Origin of the sequence: Wenyingzhuangia fucanilytica (assembly GCF_001697185.1) — a bacterium.
Taxonomy (GTDB): domain Bacteria; phylum Bacteroidota; class Bacteroidia; order Flavobacteriales; family Flavobacteriaceae; genus Wenyingzhuangia; species Wenyingzhuangia fucanilytica.
On sequence record NZ_CP014224.1, the window covers coordinates 1,027,866 to 1,044,983 of the forward strand.

Annotated in this window: 15 protein-coding genes and 1 other RNA gene; 7 read left to right on the forward strand and 9 right to left on the reverse strand. The window is 31.8% G+C overall.

The features are described from left to right. Nucleotides 1-2: 2 nt before the first annotated feature. Genes rluF through AXE80_RS04210 form a run of 4 tightly spaced genes read right to left on the reverse strand, consistent with a single transcriptional unit; the run spans nucleotide 3 to nucleotide 3,692 of the window. Nucleotides 3-731 carry a 23S rRNA pseudouridine(2604) synthase RluF gene (gene rluF / locus AXE80_RS04195; RefSeq protein ID WP_068824741.1) on the reverse strand — a complete coding sequence of 243 codons (729 nt, stop codon included), beginning with the start codon at nucleotides 729-731 and terminating at the stop codon, nucleotides 3-5. Further along, complete coding sequence (locus tag AXE80_RS04200) at nucleotides 703-2,274, reverse strand: glycosyltransferase family 39 protein (protein WP_068824743.1); 1,572 nt, start codon at nucleotides 2,272-2,274, stop codon at nucleotides 703-705. Before AXE80_RS04200 ends, rluF begins: the two co-directional genes overlap by 29 nt. Beyond that, complete coding sequence (locus AXE80_RS04205; protein WP_068824745.1) at nucleotides 2,274-3,245, reverse strand: glycosyltransferase family 2 protein; 972 nt, start codon at nucleotides 3,243-3,245, stop codon at nucleotides 2,274-2,276. The genes AXE80_RS04200 and AXE80_RS04205 overlap by 1 nt, the downstream gene beginning before the upstream one ends. Beyond that, nucleotides 3,246-3,692, reverse strand: coding sequence for a type I restriction enzyme HsdR N-terminal domain-containing protein (locus tag AXE80_RS04210; RefSeq protein ID WP_068824747.1), 447 nt, complete (start codon nucleotides 3,690-3,692; stop codon nucleotides 3,246-3,248). A gap of 52 nt (nucleotides 3,693-3,744) precedes the next feature. On the opposite strand from AXE80_RS04210, the gene holA reads away from it, so the two are divergent. From holA to AXE80_RS04240, 6 genes are all read left to right on the forward strand, one after another. After that, the gene (holA, locus tag AXE80_RS04215) at nucleotides 3,745-4,746 is read left to right on the forward strand and encodes a DNA polymerase III subunit delta (protein ID WP_068824749.1); all 1,002 of its coding nucleotides are present in this window, start codon (nucleotides 3,745-3,747) and stop codon (nucleotides 4,744-4,746) included. Between the two features lie 155 nt (nucleotides 4,747-4,901). Then, on the forward strand, nucleotides 4,902-5,465 hold the full coding sequence (locus AXE80_RS04220; protein WP_068824751.1) for a nucleotide exchange factor GrpE: 564 nt from the start codon (nucleotides 4,902-4,904) through the stop codon (nucleotides 5,463-5,465). Nucleotides 5,466-5,548: 83 nt separating this feature from the next. Next, nucleotides 5,549-6,682 carry a molecular chaperone DnaJ gene (dnaJ, locus tag AXE80_RS04225; protein WP_068824753.1) on the forward strand — a complete coding sequence of 378 codons (1,134 nt, stop codon included), beginning with the start codon at nucleotides 5,549-5,551 and terminating at the stop codon, nucleotides 6,680-6,682. A gap of 175 nt (nucleotides 6,683-6,857) precedes the next feature. Then, an RNA gene (gene rnpB / locus AXE80_RS04230) (RNase P RNA component class A) lies at nucleotides 6,858-7,188 on the forward strand. 225 nt (nucleotides 7,189-7,413) lie between these two features. Then, the gene (locus tag AXE80_RS04235) at nucleotides 7,414-10,191 is read left to right on the forward strand and encodes a bifunctional aconitate hydratase 2/2-methylisocitrate dehydratase (protein WP_068824755.1); all 2,778 of its coding nucleotides are present in this window, start codon (nucleotides 7,414-7,416) and stop codon (nucleotides 10,189-10,191) included. 201 nt (nucleotides 10,192-10,392) lie between these two features. Continuing rightward, on the forward strand, nucleotides 10,393-12,663 hold the full coding sequence (locus tag AXE80_RS04240) for an aconitate hydratase (protein WP_068824757.1): 2,271 nt from the start codon (nucleotides 10,393-10,395) through the stop codon (nucleotides 12,661-12,663). Nucleotides 12,664-12,736: 73 nt separating this feature from the next. On the opposite strand, the gene AXE80_RS04245 is transcribed toward AXE80_RS04240, so the two are convergent. From AXE80_RS04245 to AXE80_RS04265, 5 genes are read right to left on the reverse strand one after another with little or no spacing between them, the layout of a single operon-like run. After that, complete coding sequence (locus AXE80_RS04245) at nucleotides 12,737-13,513, reverse strand: ABC transporter ATP-binding protein (RefSeq protein ID WP_068824759.1); 777 nt, start codon at nucleotides 13,511-13,513, stop codon at nucleotides 12,737-12,739. Continuing rightward, nucleotides 13,510-14,496, reverse strand: coding sequence for a FecCD family ABC transporter permease (locus AXE80_RS04250; protein ID WP_237340630.1), 987 nt, complete (start codon nucleotides 14,494-14,496; stop codon nucleotides 13,510-13,512). The genes AXE80_RS04245 and AXE80_RS04250 overlap by 4 nt, the downstream gene beginning before the upstream one ends. Before the next feature lie 43 nt (nucleotides 14,497-14,539). After that, the gene (locus AXE80_RS04255) at nucleotides 14,540-15,112 is read right to left on the reverse strand and encodes a non-canonical purine NTP diphosphatase (protein WP_068824761.1); all 573 of its coding nucleotides are present in this window, start codon (nucleotides 15,110-15,112) and stop codon (nucleotides 14,540-14,542) included. Between the two features lie 60 nt (nucleotides 15,113-15,172). Continuing rightward, nucleotides 15,173-15,646: a 23S rRNA (pseudouridine(1915)-N(3))-methyltransferase RlmH gene (gene rlmH, locus AXE80_RS04260; protein WP_068824763.1), complete on the reverse strand. Its 474-nt coding sequence runs from the start codon at nucleotides 15,644-15,646 to the stop codon at nucleotides 15,173-15,175. Nucleotides 15,647-15,700: 54 nt separating this feature from the next. Continuing rightward, nucleotides 15,701-16,078 (reverse strand): SnoaL-like domain-containing protein, encoded by a 378-nt coding sequence (locus tag AXE80_RS04265; protein ID WP_169816812.1) that lies wholly within the window; start codon nucleotides 16,076-16,078, stop codon nucleotides 15,701-15,703. 161 nt (nucleotides 16,079-16,239) lie between these two features. Between AXE80_RS04265 and nadC the strand changes: the two genes are divergently transcribed. Then, entirely contained in the window at nucleotides 16,240-17,100 is an 861-nt protein-coding gene (gene nadC, locus AXE80_RS04270) for a carboxylating nicotinate-nucleotide diphosphorylase (protein ID WP_068824767.1), read from the forward strand. The last annotated feature ends 18 nt before the right edge of the window (nucleotides 17,101-17,118 follow it).

Sequence of the window (17,118 nt, forward strand, 5' to 3'; positions counted from 1 at the left end):
ATCTACTCATAATGTTTGTTAGAGTCTGATGTTAATTTATTCAATTCTTTTAATTCAGTTTTGGTTAAATCTCTCCATTGACCTACAGGAATATCTAAGAAAATATTCATAATTCTAATACGCTTAAGTTTTTTAACATCGTATTCTAAATACTCACACATTCTACGGATTTGCCTGTTTAATCCTTGGGTTAAAGTAATTTTAAATTCGTAATCGTTAACTTTTTCGACTTTACATTTTTTGGTAATGGTTCCTAAAATCGGAATTCCATTACTCATTTTGTTGATAAAATCTTGGGTAACAGGTTTGTTTACTCTTACCAAATATTCTTTTTGATGATTGTTTCTGGCACGCAAAATTTTATTGACGATATCTCCATCACTGGTTAAAAAAATCAATCCTTCACTAGGCTTGTCCAAACGTCCAATTGGAAAAATTCTTTTAGGATGTTTGATGTAATCAATAATATTATTTTTTTCTCTTTTTTGATCGGTTGTACAAACAATTCCTACAGGTTTGTTAAACGCTATATAAGTGTGTGCTTCTTCTGGAGTAGAAACTAATTTACCATCCACACGAACTTCATCGCTAGGAGCAATTTTTGTTCCCATTTCTGGAACTACTCCGTTAATGGTTACTCGTTGTTCTTCTATTAATTTATCAGCAGCTCTCCTAGAGCAATATCCAATTTCACTTAAATATTTATTGATTCTTTTTAATTCTTGTGTCATGGTTTTTTAATTGATAAATACTAAAATTATTGTTTTTGTAGAAAAGGGTTGTTTCGTTTTCAAAATTAGGGTAAGATTTTAAAATATCTTCTTTATAAGTAAAGTTTTGAGTAATTATATAGTCAAAGTCCCATTTTAAAGCTCTTTTAATTACCTCAGGTTTTGTAACCATTACACAGAAACCTTTTCTTTTCATTTCTATAAATGCTCCGTTTGGGCTATAAGAATCTAATAAAAGTATTTTTTGATTTGGGGTGATTTGTAAACTATCTAAAATTTTATCAGCTCCAGTAAAGTTATTAATGGTTTTGGTTAATGGACTTTTTTCTCTAGTTCTGTATCCGTAGTCCGTTATGATTAATAAAAAAACTATAGAGAGCATTATGGCTACAACAACATAAACTTTTAAAAAATCAAAATGGATTTGCTTGCTAATTAAGCTAATGATGATAATAACTAATGGAAAAAAAGTATCTAATAGATAATAATCATGTGCAGGAAATTGCTTTAGCATTAATAAACTATAGGTTGTAACGCCTCCGCATAATAAATATAATCCAATTAAATTTTTGTTAAAAGTTGTGTTTTTAATTGGGATTATGAATTTTATAAATAACAACACTAAAATAAAGTAATGTATTGGTGTAAAATACCTCCAAGATTCATAGTATATGGTTTCTTTAATAGAATAATATATGTCTTCAAAGTTTTTTGGATATAAAGGATAATTTAAAAAATTAGAGCCATAGAACTTAGCCAAGTATAATTTGTTATATAAAAAGTAAGCACCAACAATTAAAATAATAAAACTTAGTCCTAGTAGTTTTTTCCAAGCTATTTTCTTTTCAATAATCCCTAGTATAAAGTAATGTCCAAATAGAGCCAGGGCATACATAATAAAAGGAAGTCTAGTTAAACTAGCAATAAGTATAAATACTAAGCAAAGTAACCAGTTAGATTGATTTTTATCTTTTAAATATTTGATGTAATGATAAAAAGCAATAAAAATGAGCGATAATGATGCAGCAGTTGGTAAAAATTGAAAGCAATAATAGTTATAGGTAGGAGATAAGTAAATAAATAAAATTAATAAACTGCTAATTAAATATGATTTATTAATAAGTAATAAAGCTTTAAAAAGAAAAAACAGTCCTATCATGCTAATTAAAAGAATATAGAGTCTGTATATCCAAGGACTTGTACTTTTAAAAATAGTCATTAATATGGATACTGCATATTGATGTATAGGGCAATCTATGGCAGTAATTCCTTTAGGATCTTTTATATTAGCGTCCCAATAATCTTGACTATTGGTATAAGTTTGTTTTTGCCCAAGTGATGCTTTGAATTGGGGATTTAAACAAAAAGTTTCTGGATGAAAAAAATCAAAATTATTGTTAGTAAAACCAATAGCAATAGCGTAATGGTCTGCGTTGGCCCAAGCATGTCTTTCGGTTACTTTATTGTTGATGTTTTTTAATTGAAAAAAACTAATCAAACACAAAAAGAAAACAAAACCAATAATTTTTGATTTAGGAGTCATTATTTTTTGAAACTTAAAAAGTGAGTAAAAACGATTGATTTGGTGTTGTAATATTTCTTAATAGGATTACCCTTTCTTTTATTAAAAAAGTGCGAAAGGTTTTTGTAAAATGAAAGATGAGCTTTTAAAATACTAAACAAATGAGAAAATTGTCCTAAAAAAATAAATCTAACTCCAGCAACACCATCTAAAACCATTCTTGTAAAAATAATAGGGAATAGTTTTTTCTTAGGTAAATTTTTAACTAGCGTAAAAAGAGAGTTTCTAAAATTTAAATAGGTTTTAAAAGGACTTTGTTTACTTAGTGTTCCACCTCCAACATGGTATACAGTACTTTCTGCAATATAATCCACAGAGAAATTTTGATTTTGTGCTCTCCAACACAAATCAATTTCTTCGTAATGTGCAAAAAAGTCACCATCTAAACCACCAAGTTGTTCATAGTCTTTTGCTTTGATAAACAAACAAGCACCCGATGCCCAAAAAATAGGGGCAGATTTATATTGATTTTTATCTGCTTCAATATTTTCAAAAACTCTTCCTCGGCAATAAGCGTAGCCATATTTGTCTAAAAACCCACCTGCAGCACCAGCATACTCAAAATAAGAGCGAAATTTATAATCTAATATTTTTGGTTGAACAATACTTGCTTTGCTATTGGTCTTGTAAAACTCAATAATTGGTTTAAGCCAATTTGGAGTAACTTCAACATCAGAATTAATTAAAGCATATACATTAGCATTAATTTGAGATAAAGCCAAATTGTATCCATTGGCAAAGCCTTCATTTTTTTGGTGTTGAATGATACTGATTTCTGGAAAAAACTTTTCTACATAAGCCACAGAAGTGTCCATAGAATTATTATCTACCACATAAATTTTTGCTTCAGGACTATTTTTAACCAACGTTGGTAAAAACTTTTCTAGCAATTCTCTTCCGTTCCAATTTAAAACAACTAATGCTATGTTCATTTAAATATTGTAGTTAGGTATGTCTTTTAAAAACACATATTTTTTGTTTTCAAAATCCATTTGACAAAAGTAATGTTCCAAACCATTAGTCACAACTAAATACCTAGCATTTAATTCCAGATTATATCTTGCAATTTGATCAAAAACTTCTTGGGTTATTTTAACAGAACTTGCTTTGCATTCTACAATAATTTCAGGAGTTCCTTGTTTGTTGTAAATAAGAATGTCTGTTCTTTTTTTTGTGTTATTTAAGGTTAATTCTTTTTCTAAAGCAGTTAAAGAAATGGGATATTTTTTATGATGAACCAAATAATTTGCAAAATGTTGCCTCACCCATTCTTCGGGTGTAAGCATAATGTCTTTTTTTCTAAAAGGGTCAAAAATAAACAGCTTATTTTCTTTACTTTTGATTTTTAAATAAACATCAGGAAGATTTAGTTTTTGCATGTGCCAAAAATAAGCATTCTTTTTGAGCAATTCCTTACAATTTTAGCAGTCTATGGTAGAAGTAAAACAGTTGGTAACTGATATCAATCAGGGAAGAATTAAACCTATTTATTTTTTAATGGGTGAAGAAGCCTACTATATTGATAAAATTTCTGAATACATAGAAAAAAATATCCTAACCGAGGATGAAAAAGGGTTTAACCAAACAGTAGTTTATGGTAGAGATGTTTCAATTGATGACATTATAGGGCAAGCAAAACAATTTCCTATGATGGCCGAAAGAACAGTGGTTATTGTAAAAGAAGCTCAAGATTTATCTAGAACTATAGAAAATTTGGTTTCCTATGTAGAAAATCCTTTAGAAAGCACTGTTTTAGTTGTTTGTTATAAATACAAAACCCTTGATAAACGTAAAAAGTTAATAAAAGCTATAGCCAAAAAAGGAGTTGTTTTTGAATCTAAAAAATTATACGAAAACCAAATTGGAGATTGGATTTCGGGAGTGTTAAAAGGGAAAAAATATCAAATAAACCCTAAGGCTGCTCAAATGTTGGTGGAGTTTTTAGGAACTGATTTAAGTAAAATTAGCAACGAACTAGATAAACTGATGTTGGTTCTACCTAAAGAAACAACAATAACAGCACAACATATTGAAGAAAATATAGGTATCAGTAAAGATTTTAATGTTTTTGAACTTAGAAAAGCCATTGGGAAAAAGGAAATACTAAAGTGTAATCAAATCATTAACTACTTTGCAGAAAATCCTAAAAGCAACCCATTGGTTATGACCATCTCTTTAATCAATAGTTATTTTACACAATTGTTAATGTATCATGGTTTAAAAGATAAATCTAAAGGAAATGTGGCCAAAACATTACGTGTAAATCCATATTTTGTTGATGATTATGTAGTTGCAGCTAAGAATTATCCTATGCGAAAAGTTTCTCAAATCATAACTTATTTAAGAGAGGCTGATGTAAAAAGTAAAGGGGTAGGAGCAAATTTAACAGATAGAGATTTGTTAAAAGAATTGCTGTTTAAAATCCTTCATTAAAAATCATTTAAGATTCTAAAATCCACTATTCTCCTAAATTAAATAAAGTTGTACTTTTGCATCGTTTTTAAAGATGTCATTTTGGCATTTTAATGTAATTGGCAAACCTTTTGCCTTAGGAAGTAAACAAACATATTTATTGATAATTATTTACCATGAGTAAGAAAGAAGATATTCAACAAGAAGAAAAGGCAGTAGAAGAAAAAGCAACCGTAGAGCAAGTAGAAGAAACTGTGGAGGCTGCTGAGCAAGAAGAAAAAGCAGAAGAAACAAAAGAACCATCTGCTGAAGAATTAATTCAAGCTGAAAAAGATAAATATTTACGTTTATTTGCTGAGTTTGAAAACTATAAAAAACGTACTTCTAAAGAACGTATCGAGTTGTTTAAAACTGCAGGAAAAGATATTATCGTGTCATTATTACCTGTTGTTGATGATTTTGACAGAGGAATGATTGAAATCAATAAAAGTGAAGACGAGGAGTTAAAGAAAGGAGTGGCTTTAATTCAAGATAAATTAGTAAAAACATTAGAGCAAAAAGGATTAACTGCTGTAGAAGTTAATCAAGGTGATGCTTTTGATGCAGATATTCAAGAAGCAATTACTCAAATTCCTGCACCTACCGAAGATTTAAAAGGAAAGGTGATTGATGTAATAGAAAAGGGATACAAATTAGGAGATACTATTATCCGTTTCCCTAAAGTTGTAATCGGACAATAATAGAACAATTAACTATCACAATTAATAATTAATATTGAGTAATCTACTCATAGCTAATTGTTAATTGCTAATTGAATAAAGATATGGCAAAACAAGATTTTTACGAGGTATTAGGGGTTTCTAAAGGAGCCTCTGCTGCAGAGATAAAGAAGGGGTATCGTAAAATGGCTGTAAAATATCACCCAGATAAAAATCCTGGTGATACAGAAGCAGAAGAAAAATTTAAGTTAGCGGCAGAAGCTTATGAAGTTTTAAGTGACGAGAATAAGCGTGCTAGATATGACCAATATGGACACCAAGCTTTTGAAGGTGGACATGGCGGAGGCGGAGGCTTCGGTGGTGGTATGAATATGGATGATATCTTTAGTCAGTTCGGAGACATCTTTGGTGGTGGTTTCGGAGGTTTTGGCGGAGGTGGAGGACACCGTGGAGGTGGACGTAGAGCTACTGTAAAAGGTAGTAATATGCGTATTCGTGTAAAACTTACCTTAGAAGAAATTGCTAACGGAGTTGATAAAAAAATCAAAGTTCGTAGAAAAAAGAAAGCCAAAGGAGTAACTTACGGAACTTGTACTACTTGTAATGGAGCAGGACAGGTAATGCAAGTAACCAATACTATTTTAGGTAGAATGCAAACTGCAGCTACTTGTAATACTTGTGGTGGAGCTGGAGAGGTAATGAAAAATAAAGTTTCTGGAGCTGATGCACAAGGATTGTCAGTGGAAGAAGAAACAGTAAGTATTAATATTCCTGCTGGAGTTACTGATGGTGTACAGTTAAAAGTAGCTGGTAAAGGAAATGAAGCTCCAGGAAACAATTCTATTTCAGGAGATTTATTAGTTCTTATCGAAGAAATTCCTCACGAAACTTTAACAAGAGAAGGTGTTAACTTACATTTTGACTTGTATATTAGTTATCCAGAAGCTGTTTTAGGAGCTAGTAAAGAAATAGAAACAGTATCTGGTAAAGTAAAAATTAAAATTGATGCTGGTACTCAGTCAGGAAAGATTTTAAGATTAAAAGGTAAAGGTTTACCAAGTATTGAAAGATATGGAACAGGAGACTTAATGGTTCATGTTAATATTTGGACTCCTCAAGAATTAAATAAAGATCAGAAAAAGTTTTTTGAAGCTAATTTAGGAGATGATAACTTTAATCCCGCACCAACTAAGGGAGATAAATCTTTTTTTGAAAAAGTAAAAGATATGTTTTCTTAACATAAGTTTTAAAAGTTAAGAAAAGATTAAAAAAAAGGCAAATAATTTTTTGTAGAATATAAAAAGAATGTATATTTGTCCTGTTGTGTTATTTATAACACACTTTTTCTTTTTCATAGCAATTTTTCCCACCTAGTTTACTAGGTGGGTTTTTCTTTTAAAAATAGATCATTGAACAGTAGGTTGTCTTATCGCCGCGTATTTATACGAGGAGGAAAGTCCGAGCACCATAGAACAGCATAGCGGATAACATCCGTCGCCTTAAACTAGTTTAAGGTAGGACAAGTGCAACAGAAAGCAAGTACAGTTCGGCTGTAGTGAAACCAGGTAAACTCTATGCGGTACAATGCCATGTATATTGGAGACCTTTTAATAGGTAAGAGTTGTTCGCTCAATTCCAAGGGGTAGGCAGATTGAGATTGTTGGTAACAGCAATTCTAGATAAATGATAAGAAGCTTGAACTTGTTTCAAGTTACAGAACTCGGCTTATAAACCTACTTTTAATGATGTATATGCAAATCTCCATAGCTTTAAACTAAATGTTAAGGAATACTCCAAAATATATACTGCTTTATATAGTGTTTTGTGTAGTAAAATATATAAGAATTCAAGAATTTGTTAAAAATCAATCGTTTGTTTAAAACAAGTGAATACTGTTTTTAATATGGTGCTGTTATTTCGTATATTGCCCAACCAAAAATGAACAATTAAATAAACTATAATAAATCGTATGAATATTTATAACGATTACATCAAGGAAATCGAGAGCCGAAAAGCTCAAGGACTTAGCCCGCTACCAATTGAAGGAGCTGAATTATTAAGCCAAATTATTGAGCAAATAAAAGATTTGAATAACGAGTATAGAGAAGAGTCTCTTAACTTCTTTATTTATAATGTTATACCTGGTACTACTAGTGCAGCAGGTGTAAAAGCACAATTCTTAAAGGATATCATTCTTGGTAAATCGGTAGTAAAAGAAATTACTCCTGCTTTTGCTTTTGAATTATTATCGCATATGAAAGGTGGACCTTCTATTGAAGTGTTGTTAGATTTAGCTTTAGGAAATGATATTTCTGTAGCTAAAGAAGCAGCTAAGGTTCTTAAAACTCAAGTTTATCTTTATGATGCTGATACAAACCGTTTGGAAGAGGCATTTAATAATGGAAATGAAATTGCAAAAGAACTTTTAGAAAGTTATGCTAAGGCAGAATTCTTTACAGAATTACCTGATGTTGAAGAAGAGATCGAAATCGTTACTTACATCGCTGGTGTAGGTGATATCTCTACAGATTTATTATCTCCAGGAGCAGATGCTCACTCTCGTTCAGATCGTGAATTACACGGTCAGTGTATTTTTGAGCATAACAAAGACATGCAAAAAGAACTTTCTGCTTTAAAAGAACAACACCCTGATAAACGTGTGATGTTAGTGGCAGAAAAAGGAACTATGGGAGTTGGATCTTCTAGAATGTCTGGAGTTAACAACGTAGCATTATGGACAGGTATTCAAGCTAGCCCATATGTACCGTTTATTAACATTGCTCCAGTAATTGCAGGAACTAATGGTATTTCTCCAATTTTCTTAACTACAGTAGGAGTTACAGGAGGTATTGGAATAGATCTTAAAAACTGGGTAAAGAAAACTGATGCTGAAGGAAATACAATTCTTGATGCTGATGGTGAGCCCGTTTTAGAAGAAAAATACTCAGTTGCTACAGGAACTGTTTTAACGATCAATACTAAAGAAAAGAAATTATACAAAGACGGTGAGGCTGTAATGGATATTTCAGCTGCTTTAACTCCTCAAAAAGTTGAGTTTATTAGAGCTGGTGGTTCTTACGCTATTGTTTTTGGTAAAAAAATTCAAACATTTGCTGCTAAGGTTTTAGGAATTGATATTCCTACAGTTTATGCTCCATCTAAAGAAATTTCTGTAGAAGGGCAAGGATTAACAGCAGTAGAAAAAATATTTAATAAAAACGCAGTAGGAAATACTCCAGGAAAAACTTTACATGCAGGTTCTGACGTTCGTGTAGAAGTAAACATTGTAGGTTCTCAAGATACTACAGGATTGATGACTTCTCAAGAATTAGAGTCTATGGCTGCTACAGTTATTTCTCCAATTGTTGATGGTGCTTACCAATCAGGATGTCATACTGCTTCTGTTTGGGATGATAAATCTAAAGCAAATATTCCAAGGTTGATGAAGTTTATGAATGACTTTGGTTTAATTACTGCTCGTGATCCTAAAGGAGTTTATCCAGCAATGACTGACGTTATTCACAAGGTATTAAATGATATCACAGTAAGTGATTGGGATATTATTATTGGTGGAGATTCTCATACACGTATGTCTAAAGGGGTTGCTTTTGGTGCAGATTCTGGTACAGTAGCTTTAGCTTTAGCAACAGGAGAGGCTACAATGCCAATTCCTCAGTCTGTAAAAGTTACTTTTAAAGGTGCAATGAAATCTTTTATGGATTTCCGTGACGTTGTACATGCTACTCAACAACAAATGTTAAAGCAGTTTGGTGGTGAAAACGTTTTCCAAGGTAGAATTATCGAAGTTCACTTAGGAACATTAACAGCCGATCAAGCATTTACATTTACTGATTGGACTGCAGAAATGAAAGCAAAAGCTTCTATCTGTATTTCTGAGGATGCTACATTAATTGAATCTTTAGAGATTGCAAAAGGTAGAATCCAGATCATGATTGATAAGGGAATGGATAATGACTTAAAAGTTTTACAAGGATTAATTGATAAAGCGAATAAGAGAATTGCCGAAATTCAATCTGGTGAAAAACCAGCTTTAAGACCTGATGCTAATGCTAAATATCACGCTGAAGTTGAGATTGACTTAGATGAGGTTGCTGAACCAATGATTGCGGATCCAGATGTTAATAACGAAGATGTTTCTAAACGTTATACTCACGATACAATTAGACCATTATCTTACTATGGAGGAACAAAAACTGTAGATTTAGGATTTATTGGTTCTTGTATGGTTCACAAAGGTGATATGAAAATTTTAGCTCAAATGTTAAAGAACATTGAGGCACAACAAGGTAAAGTTGAGTTTAAAGCTCCGTTAGTAGTAGCTCCTCCTACATATAATATTGTAGATGAGTTAAAGGCAGAAGGAGATTGGGATGTATTAACTAAATACTCTGGTTTTGAATTTGATGACAATGCTCCAAAAGCAGCAGCTCGTACTAAATACGAAAACATGTTGTACTTAGAGCGTCCAGGATGTAACTTATGTATGGGTAACCAAGAAAAAGCAGAACCAGGAGATACTGTAATGGCTACTTCTACTCGTTTGTTCCAAGGAAGAGTTGTAAAAGATTCAGGTGAGAAAAAAGGTGAATCTTTATTATCTTCTACACCAGTAGTAGTATTATCTACTGTTTTAGGTAGAACTCCAACAATGGCAGAATACGAAGCAGCTGTTGAAGGTATTGTTTTAACTAAGTTTACACCATCTTTAAAGCAGTTAATTAAGTAATTATATTACTTTTCAATATTAAAAAGCCTAAATCGAAAGATTTAGGCTTTTTTTTGTTGTAAAACTTCATTTTTTAGTTAAAAATCTCATGCTATTTCAAATGAGTTCAAAATGATTGCAAATGGGTTTTTAGTATAGTATTAGTTTTTGTAATTTGTAGGTATCCAAAAAAAACAACATTTAACACTAAAAACAAAAAATATGGCATTTGATATTGAAATGATAAAAGAAGTATATGCTCGCATGAAAGAACGTGTTGATGCAGCAAGAGAAGTGGTAGGAAAACCATTAACACTATCTGAGAAAATTTTGTACAACCATCTTTGGGATGGAAATGCAACAACTGACTTTAAAAGAGGTGTTGATTATGTAAATTTTGCACCAGATAGAATTGCTTGTCAAGATGCAACTGCGCAAATGGCGTTGTTGCAATTTATGCAAGCAGGTAAAAAGAAAGTAGCTGTACCTACAACAGTACATTGTGATCACTTAATTCAGGCAAAAGAAGGAGCGGCTAAAGATTTAGAATTTGCGAATAAAACAAGTGCAGAGGTATTTGATTTTTTATCATCTGTGTCTAATAAATATGGTATTGGGTTCTGGAAGCCAGGTGCTGGAATTATTCACCAAGTAGTTTTAGAAAACTATGCATTCCCTGGAGGAATGATGATTGGTACGGACTCACATACAGTAAATGCTGGTGGATTAGGAATGGTAGCAATAGGTGTTGGTGGTGCTGATGCTGTAGATGTAATGGCAGGTATGGCTTGGGAGTTAAAATTTCCTAAACTAATTGGTGTAAAATTAACAGGTAAATTATCTGGTTGGACAGCTTCTAAAGATGTTATTTTAAAAGTAGCTGGAATTTTAACGGTAAAAGGAGGAACAGGTGCTATTGTAGAATATTTTGGGGAAGGTGCTAAAAATTTATCCGCTACAGGAAAAGGAACCATATGTAATATGGGAGCAGAAATTGGTGCAACTACATCAACATTTGGTTATGATGATTCTATGGATCGTTATTTACGTGCTACTGATAGAGCAGATGTTGCAGATGAAGCAAACAAAGTAGCTTCATATTTAACAGGGGATGATGAGGTGTATGCAAATCCTGAAAAATATTTTGATCAAGTGATTGAAATTAATTTGGATGAGTTAAAACCTCATATCAATGGACCTTTTTCTCCAGATTTGGCTTCTGAAGCGGGTGCTGATGTAAAAGCAAAAGCTGAAGCAGAAGGTTGGCCTTTAGATGTGGAATGGGGGTTGATAGGTTCTTGTACCAACTCGTCTTATGAAGATTTGTCTAGGGCAGCTTCCATTGCGCAACAAGCATTAGATAAAGGGATAGAGGTAAAAGCAGATTTTGGTATCAACCCTGGTTCTGAGCAAGTAAGATTTACAGCAGAAAGAGATGGTTTGTTAGAGAAGTTTGAAAAATTAGGGGCTACTATTTTTACCAATGCTTGTGGTCCTTGTATTGGGCAATGGGCTCGTTATTCAGATCCTAAAAATGCTCCAAAAAATTCTATTGTTCACTCTTTTAACAGAAACTTTGCAAAAAGAGCAGATGGAAATCCAAATACTCATGCATTTGTAACTTCTCCAGAATTGGTTGCAGCTATTGCTATTTCTGGGCGTTTAGATTTTGATCCAACAAAAGATACATTGATAAATGATAAAGGAGAAGCGGTAATGTTTGATGAACCTACAGGTGATGAGTTACCAACAAGAGGTTTTGATGTAGAAGATGCCGGATTCCAAGCTCCTGTAGAAGATGGTTCTGGTATTGATGTAGTAGTTTCTCCAGATTCTGATAGATTACAATTGTTAGAGCCATTTCAACCATTAGGTTCTGAAATTAAAGAGGCTAAATTATTAATCAAAGCATTTGGAAAATGTACGACCGATCATATTTCTATGGCTGGTCCTTGGTTGCGTTTTCGTGGGCATTTAGATAATATTTCTAACAACTGTTTAATAGGTGCTGTAAATGCATTTAATCAAAAAACTGATACAGTTAAAAATCAGTTGACTGGTGAATACGGTCCAGTACCTGCCACAGCAAGAGCTTATAAAGCTGCAGGAATTCCTTCGATCGTGATTGGAGATCACAATTATGGAGAGGGTTCTTCTAGAGAACATGCAGCTATGGAGCCTCGTCATTTAGGTGTTGCTGCTGTTATTGTAAAATCTTTTGCGCGTATTCATGAAACTAACCTTAAAAAACAAGGAATGTTAGGGTTGACTTTTGCTAATGAAGATGATTATGAATTGATTCAAGAGGATGATGTGTTTACTTTTACTGATTTGGCAGATTTTGCTCCAAATAAACAATTGACATTAGAGATAAAACACGCTGATGGATCTAAAGATCTTATAAAATTAAATCACACATATAATGCAAGTCAGATTGCTTGGTATAAAGAAGGTTCTGCCTTGAACTTAATTAAAAAAGAAAATGCAGCTTAATAGGTAGTTGTTCTTATAAACAAAAAAGTCCTTGAGAGAAATCTCAAGGACTTTTTGTTTTTGTGGTTATTGCTTAAAATATAAATTGATTGCTATGGCTATCATAACGTATATCATCAGAATTAAAAATAGTCATCAAGTTTTCTTGAATTGCTATATCTGTTGATTTTCCAACGTTAAATTTCTTTTGATCTATCAATAACAATCTATCAGAAGTTTTTAAAGCTAAATTTATTTCGTGTGTAGATATTAAAACGGTTTTTTCAGTCTCTTTACAGATTTTAGCTAAGATTTTAAAAATGTTGATTTTATGATGTATATCTAAATGAGAGGTTGGTTCATCAAGTAAAATAATAGGAGTGTCTTGTGTTAAAGCTCGTGCAATCATCACACGTTGTAATTGTCCATCACTTAATTGATGGATTAATTTGTTTGATAACTCAGTAGTGTCTGTCAAATTCATTGCATTATGAACGATAGAAATATCTTGGTCAGATAATTTTCCCAACCAATTGGTGTAAGGTTGTCTTCCTAATGCAATGGTTTCATAAACTGTTAAAGAACTTTCAGGGATGCTTTCTGTAAGTACAACAGCAATAAATTTAGCCAATTCTTTAGGTGGCAGGTTATCAATGTTTTTTTCATTAATCTCAATACTCCCTTCAATAGGGCTAAGCATATTGGCAATAGTTTTTAAAAGAGTAGATTTTCCTGAACCGTTTCGGCCAAGTAAACATAATAACTCTCCTTTGTAAAGTTCAAAATCAATTTGATTACAAATACTAATTGTTTTTTTAGAAACAGGATAACCAATATTAAGTGCTGTTGCTTTTAATACTACATTTTTCATGATCCTATTTTTTTAGATTTTGAAACCAATAACCAAATAACAATTGGAGCTCCAAAAATAGAAGTAATTGCATTGATGGGTAAAGTTTTTGATCCTACAGAAATATGAGTTAAACTATCGCATATTAACATTACTATAGCTCCAATAATTCCAACCGCAGGAAGTAAAATTTTATGATTTGAAGTTTGAAAAATCAATTTGGTAATATGTGGTATAGCTAACCCAATAAAAGCAATTGGCCCTACAAAAGCTGTGATACTACCAGTCAACAAACTTGTAACAATAAAAATGATACTTTGTGTTTTTTTTATTGATATACCTAAACTTGTTGCGTAATTTTCTCCTAGTAAAAGGGCGTCTAAAGGTTTAATGATAAATAACAAACCTACTGCGCTAATAGAAACTATTCCTATTAATAAGTATAATTCCGACCATTGAAGGTTTCCTAAACTTCCAAAACTCCAAAAAATATACTGTTGTAATTCTGTGGCAGAACTAAAATAAGACAATACACTAATTATGGCAGTAGTAAAACTACCAAACATAAGTCCAATAATCAGAATAGACATTGTGTTTCTTATGTTTCTTGCAGTAATCATTACAATGCTTAAAACAAAAAAAGAACCTAAACTTGCGGCTAGTGGTATAGAAAAATGATACAAATAAGGAAGTGAACCAAAAAAACTTCCTCCCATAATTAATAGTGCAACACCTAAACTTGCCCCGGAACTAATTCCTAATACAAAAGGACCAGCTAATGGATTTCTAAAAAAAGTTTGCATTAACAATCCACTTATTCCAAGTCCAATACCAACTAGAATACTTGTAACCGTTTTTGGTAGTCTGTATTCTGTAATTATATATTGGTAGTTTTCAGAGCTGTTAGGATTATTGGTAACAACGTTCCAAATTTCTTTAAAGGGAATACTAATACTGCCTGTGTAAATATTAAAAATAGCAATAGCAATTAATAATATAAACAAGGCTATAAATATAGGATAGTATTTTTTTTGAGGAATATACACTTTATAGGTTTTGTAAAAAGGCTATTAATTTTTGAACCGCTAATCCTCTGTGACTAATTTTTCCTTTTTCGTCTAAACTCATTTCGGCAAAAGAAAGTTGATATCCATTAGGGGTAAAAATAGGGTCGTATCCAAAACCTTCATCACCTTGTCTTTTTTCTAAAATGTTACCATTACAGATTCCTTCAAATAAATGTTGTTGATTATTAAGGTTTAAACAGATAATCGTTTTAAAACATGCTTTTCGGTTAGATGTTCCTTCAAGATTTTTTAGTAACAAGTCCATGTTTTTTTCAGCATTTCCATGTTCTCCGGCATATCTTGCAGAGTAAACACCTGGTTCACCGTTTAATGCATCTACCAATAAACCTGTATCATCTGCAAAACAAGGATATCCATATTTTTCTGTAACATGATTGGCTTTAATTTTAGCGTTCCCTTCTAAAGTATCGGCAGTTTCAGGAATTTCCTCTGTACAACCAATATCTGTTAAGGATAATAATTCAATGTTAGGAAGTAAAGCAGCTACTTCTTTTAATTTATTGTTGTTATGAGTGGCAAAAACTATTTTCATAAGTTTGGTTATCGGTTGTTAGAATTGTAGATGGAATGATTTTTTTATTAATAATCTTTTTTATTCGTGATGATAAGGTTCGTTTTTTAAAATAGTAAAACCTCGGTATAGTTGTTCTACCATAAATAAACGAATCATTTGATGTGAAAAGGTCATTTTAGATAAAGATATTTTTCCTTGTGCTTTGGCATAAACATCATCAGAAAAACCATAAGGCCCACCAATGACCAAAACCAATTGTTTAATTCCGGAATTCATCTTTTTTTGTAAAAAATCTGCAAAGTTTACAGATCTAAATTCTTTTCCTTTTTCATCTAATAAAATTAAATGATCTGTAGGTTGTAGTTTTTTTAGAATGAGTTCTCCTTCTTTTTCTTTTTGTTGAGCTTCGGAAAGATTTTTTACATTTTTAATATCAGGAATGATATTTAGTTCAAACTTAATATAGTGTTTTAATCTATTTTGATAATTGTCTATTAGTTGAGTCAGATTTTTATCATCAGTTTTACCAATAGCCAAAAGAACAATTTTCATAGTTTTCCTTTTCTTTAAAAAGCAAAGGTACTAAGAACAGATGATATGTAGCTTTTATACTAAAGAAGGTGTATAAAAAAATTCCTCTTTAAAAATCTTTTCATCTTTTACATGATAAATACAAAGTTCTTCTAGTTGCACACGTCCAAATCCTCTAAGAGTAACATCTAGACTTATTTTTATGCAAAAATGATTTCCAGCAACAAGTGGTTCGGAAACTTCTGAGTGATGAATTTTTTGTGCCAATTCAAAAAACATGGCTGTTTTTCTTTGCACTTTAGCTATTCCCTTGGTTTTTTTGTATCTATTAGAGTATAATTCAATACTTTCAATATGGTCATCATATAGTTCAACTTGAGCCAAAGCATTTTGTCCTCTTTTACAAAGGTTCACCAGTCTATTTGCAATTTCTTGTGTGGTCATAGTTAACATATCATATTTTTTCAAACTAAATTTACCTTAATTATTTTGTTGATTAACTGATAGATGCTTTGTTTAAAACTGCGTTTTCGCATGTTGTAGTTGTGGATTAATAATGATGAATGACTAGAAATTAATTACAGAAGTTTATCTTTGTTTTAAAATTAAGTTAGATGATTAGTCAAGCACAGTTTGATAAAGAAATTCAGATGATTATTGCCAATGCCATTAGAGAAGATGTGGGAGATGGAGATCATTCATCATTGGCATGTATTCCATCAAGCGCCGTTGGAAAAGCAAAATTATTGGTAAAAGATACAGGGATTATTGCTGGAGTAGACTTTGCTTTAGAGGTTTTTAAATATGTTGATGAGTCTTTAGAAATAGAAGTACTTATTAAGGATGGTGAAAAAGTGAATCATGGCGATGTTGTTCTGTATGTTTCAGGTAGTTCTTTGTCAATCTTAAAAGCAGAAAGATTAGTACTTAATGCCATGCAACGAATGAGTGCGATTGCAACCAAAACGGCTCATTATGTTGATTTATTAAAAGGTACCGAAACTAAAATTTTAGATACTAGAAAAACCACACCAGGAATTCGTGCCATTGAAAAGTGGGCTGTAAAAATTGGTGGTGGAGAAAATCATCGTTTTGCTTTGTATGATATGATTATGCTAAAAGACAATCATATAGATTTTGCTGGGGGAGTGGCTCAAGCTATCAAACAAACAAAAGAGTATTTAAAAGCAAACAACAAAGATTTAAAAATTATTGTTGAAGCTAGAGATTTAAAAGAAATTGAAGAAATTATTCAGTTTGATGGAATTCATAGAGTTTTAATTGATAACTTTAATTATGAGGATACTAAAAAAGCAGTAGCCTTAATTGGCGATAAAGCAGGAACGGAATCTTCAGGAGGAATCAACGAAGAAACTTTAAGAAAATATGCAGAATGTGGCGTTCAGTATATTTCATCTGGTGCTTTAACGCACTCTGTTTATAATTTAGATTTAAGTTTAAAAGCAATAGATTAGTTGCTTAAAAAAAGAAAC